The following is a 4,033-nucleotide window of genomic DNA, read 5'->3' on the forward strand; positions in this document are numbered from 1 at the left end:
TTTTTTCATCTGAAACACCTCTTATATAGAATAATTTATCTCTATACTGTGTTCCAGTTTTACTGTACCACCTCAATATCTGCTTGCTTCCTTACATCTACGGCGATTCATTCACCTATCTTCCAAGCAGTATAAACCATAATAAACTCAGTTGTTATTTTAGCTTTTGATCTTCTAAAATGCCTCCCTTGCTTCAATGCCTTCTTTTTGTCGAGTTTTTATCTTTCTCTTTCCTCTTCAGCCAGCCTAGAGAGAATTTAAAGTGCAGGGTCTGTAATGAGATTTCCTAGGTTATCTTGATATTTTGTAGTATCTAATAAAGGCATGTCGATGATGACAATATGTGCTCTTATATTTTGTTTGATATCTTTCCATTCATTTAAAATTGCTTCTTTATTCCGACCAAAATAGTCCAATGTTTGGGAACCGATTATTTATAGATTCCACCCAATCCCTAAAGGTGTACCTTTACGGACTAAAAAGAACAGACTATAGAAATAGTCTGTTCACAAATTAAGATGATATGAAACTTACGGTATCTTGATACTATATGAAATTATCTAGAAATAATAGATATGAAAATAAAAGTACGCATAAACCATTTCAGCTGGATGGTTATTTTACTCATATATAAAATTAACCAAAAAGATATATTTTTATGACCGGAAACTTCGAAAACATTTATCAACTTATACAATCTAGCCAATGCATATAATTTGTTATATGTTTAGTGTACAAATAAAGTCTCAATTTGTAAAAATGCAATAAAATTAGAAAGGAGAATACAATGAAATATAATGCGTTTACCTTTTTTACAATTGCTTTAGTGAGTATTATTGGATTTCTATTTGGACCTGTTATACATGCTGAAACAGAAAAATCATTTCAATCAAATGATTTTTCTACATATGGTTTGGGTTTAAAAGATAGTAAGATGAGTGAAGACATACCAGAATATACACCCTCTACTTCTTATCTTACAAAACAGGAAGCAATCAAACAAAAACAACAGGGAATTCCAACTCCAAATGTTCTTCCGAATCAAATCGATTTACGTGAATATTTTCCAGCAGTACGAAGTCAAGGGAAATTTGGGACATGCGTCCCCTTTGCTATAACTGCTTTAAGAGAATACTATATTGCAAAAGATGCAGGGGCTCGCGGAACAGACATTACGTATTTATCTCCCTCTTATATTTATTACCCAAATGGACCTAAAGATGGTATGTATTTCGGATCAGCATTTCAAATTTTAAAACAAGAAGGAGTACCTCCAGAAACAGAGCGATTGTATGATTTAAATCCAGAAAATACAAACCAGTTTAAAGAATCTATTACATCCTTACAGCAAAAAAATGCAGTACCATATAAAATCAGTTCCTATCAAGCTATACGCCAAGCGAATATGATTGCTGAGATAAAACAAGCAGTAGCCAATCAAGATCCTGTTTTAGTAGGAATACATGTATATCCAAACTTTGATGCAACTCCTACATCTGGCATTGTACCACCTGTTACAGAAAAAAAATCAAGAGGAGGACATGCTCTTGTTGTAGTAGGGTATGATGAAACAAATAGATGGTTCATTGTCAGAAATAGTTGGGGTACAAAATTTGGCGATCAAGGATACGCATATATACAGTATCAAACATTATTAGATATGTCGAATAGTGTGGCATATGTTATTAAGCCTACGCAAAAACAATATCCACCCTTTGGTGTACAGATGACAACTACAGACATCAATTATTCTCAGATTACATTCAATGTTTCAGCAAAAAATGTCACTGCATATGAGTTATATAAAAATAATCAAAAAATCCAAACCTTCACAACAAATACTATTACAGATTTAAATATCGAACCAGACCAATCATATATGTACCATCTGGTAGCGAAAAATACTATAGGGGAAACTCGCAGTTATCCTTTATCTATTTTGATTCCACCTGCTATACCGATTCAGCAAGCTAGTTAATATCATTCAAATAGGAAGAATGAATGATTATATGTGACAGATTCTTTCTATATAAGTAGGTACAAAAAGAAAGTAAACTGTGGATATAATACATGCATGAAAAGTAATGGAAAAGTTACTCTTTTTCATTTTAATGCGAGTCTATTACTTGTTGTAATGGACTCTTTCATTATGATATAAGAGAATTAGACTACATGGGTGAAAATTAAAGAGGGAATCAAAAAAAATAGTTCTATTGGTATAGTCCGTCCTTTCGAAAGGGAATAATGGTAATTTTCTGTTTAATATTTATAAAATATGAATCTTCCAATGAGTAGCACTGCTCTGCCCAGTGTTTTAACTCTTCATACGTGTATAATCTTTGTTTCTCTATAGTATTCTCCATTTTTCCGTATACGAATATCAACGGATTTGTGCAGTTCCGCTTTGGAATTTCTTCTGGAGCAAAGCTGTCCTAGCATCTATGATGCCTGCGAAAAGGGGCTTTCTTCCTCTGTGACATAGGCATGGATAAAAATCATCGCTTTCACTATTATATCATTGTCATGTGAATTCCTATACATAGAAAAATCCTTCGCGTTCTATTTTTGTATCTGTACATAACTAGGTACATACAGAAAAAACTACCTATTTAACCCTATAAGGACCTGTAGAGTTTGTTTCACTTTTTCATCATCCACTCGATAAAATACTTCCAATCCTTTACGCTCACATGCTACAACTTTATATAATTTTAACTTGCCCAGATGTTGCGAAATAGTGGATTGTGGCATATCAAAATATTGTTGTAATCCCGTAACATTTAAAGACTGTTTTTTTAGTAATTGATGCACCATTTGTAGACGAATAGGATGTGCCAATACCTTTAATATTTCTGAAACACGTTCAAAGTCACTAATCTCCGTGCGAAAGATGTTTTTCATATTCTTTTTCTCTCCCATCCCTCTTATACAGCGCTTTCTTTCTGTATAATGCTCGTTTTATTGTGTGAACAATATGAAATTTCGCAATTCAAAGAAGAGGGAACAGCTGAATAAACCAAATTTCTTCAGAAGTATGAAATCATTAGGATTCATGCTTCTGTTTATTTTATAACCGAATCGTTGAAATGGCCTGTTTATATACCAGCTGTTGTTTCCCATCTACTTCTACTAGAATTGAATATAAATCATATTCTTGTACTATTCCTTTTATATGAAAACCTTTCAAGAAAATCAGCGTAACATTCTTTTTCTCTTGCATCACTTCTTACAATAACCGTCCCTGAAGTGATACTGTATTTTTTGTTCTTTCCTTTTGAAATACTTGCTGTTTTCTTTCCAACGTTTCATCCCCCTTAGTAGTAAACTCTTACGAGATACTTTTCTAATTCTCCCAAAACTAACTAAGCAATATGGATTCACACACCACATAGTTATCACCTATAATCAAAAAACAAATAAATTAGTCGTTCTTATGATAAGATATGTCCTTTCTTGATAGAAATAAAATTTTACTTCCGTAAAAAATGAATTAACATTCCTCATACACATATCTTCTATATCTTACCATACTTGCGGGAAAAATGGTTTTGATAACCATTTTGTTTTTCCAATTATTTAAAAAATAGGCGTATGTTATTTAAACATTATGTCCAATATCAAAAATACAACTTATACTTATTAAAAAAGAACTACTAACATTTTGTTTCCTATTACCTATTTTCGAGATGGTCAAACATACTAGTTCACATCTATTTAGTGATATATTGTATTAGAGAAAGAGAAACCAACTCTTGCACATTGGTTTTGATATATTTATTTTTATATACAATACGGTACGTGAAATTATATATTATCACCAACACATACCTCTTATCTGCCTCCATTTTTGCAATTGTTCACGTAAAGTACTACACGAACAACCCAACTTTTTAGATATATAAACCGTTCCGACTCCTTGTGCATATAATTGAGCAACTTATTTACAAATATCATCCTGACCTGGTCAAGAAAAACTGGAACATCAATTAGATTACGCAATTGATTTTGAATACTGATACGGAGTCATGCCATT

Annotated in this window: 2 protein-coding genes and 2 pseudogenes; 1 reads left to right on the forward strand and 3 read right to left on the reverse strand. The window is 32.2% G+C overall.

All coding sequences use genetic code 11. From position 1 onward, the window contains the following. Positions 1-110 precede the first annotated feature (110 nt). Positions 111-434 (reverse strand): annotated as a pseudogene (locus JDS99_RS32200) (recombinase family protein); the annotation flags it as partial. Positions 435-787: 353 nt separating this feature from the next. Here JDS99_RS32200 and JDS99_RS29950 point away from each other — a divergent pair. Further along, a complete protein-coding gene (locus JDS99_RS29950; RefSeq protein ID WP_199696378.1) occupies positions 788-1,978 on the forward strand; it encodes a C1 family peptidase in 1,191 nt (396 codons plus the stop codon). A gap of 623 nt (positions 1,979-2,601) precedes the next feature. Here the strand turns inward: JDS99_RS29950 and JDS99_RS29955 are convergent. Together JDS99_RS29955 and hfq are read right to left on the reverse strand one after the other, a co-directional pair. Continuing rightward, on the reverse strand, positions 2,602-2,901 hold the full coding sequence (locus JDS99_RS29955; protein ID WP_199696379.1) for an ArsR/SmtB family transcription factor: 300 nt from the start codon (positions 2,899-2,901) through the stop codon (positions 2,602-2,604). A gap of 166 nt (positions 2,902-3,067) precedes the next feature. Further along, positions 3,068-3,301, reverse strand: a pseudogene (gene hfq, locus JDS99_RS29960) (RNA chaperone Hfq). Positions 3,302-4,033 lie beyond the last annotated feature (732 nt).

This window comes from Bacillus cereus group sp. N6, assembly GCF_016483705.1.
Classification (GTDB): Bacteria; Bacillota; Bacilli; order Bacillales; family Bacillaceae_G; genus Bacillus_A; species Bacillus_A wiedmannii.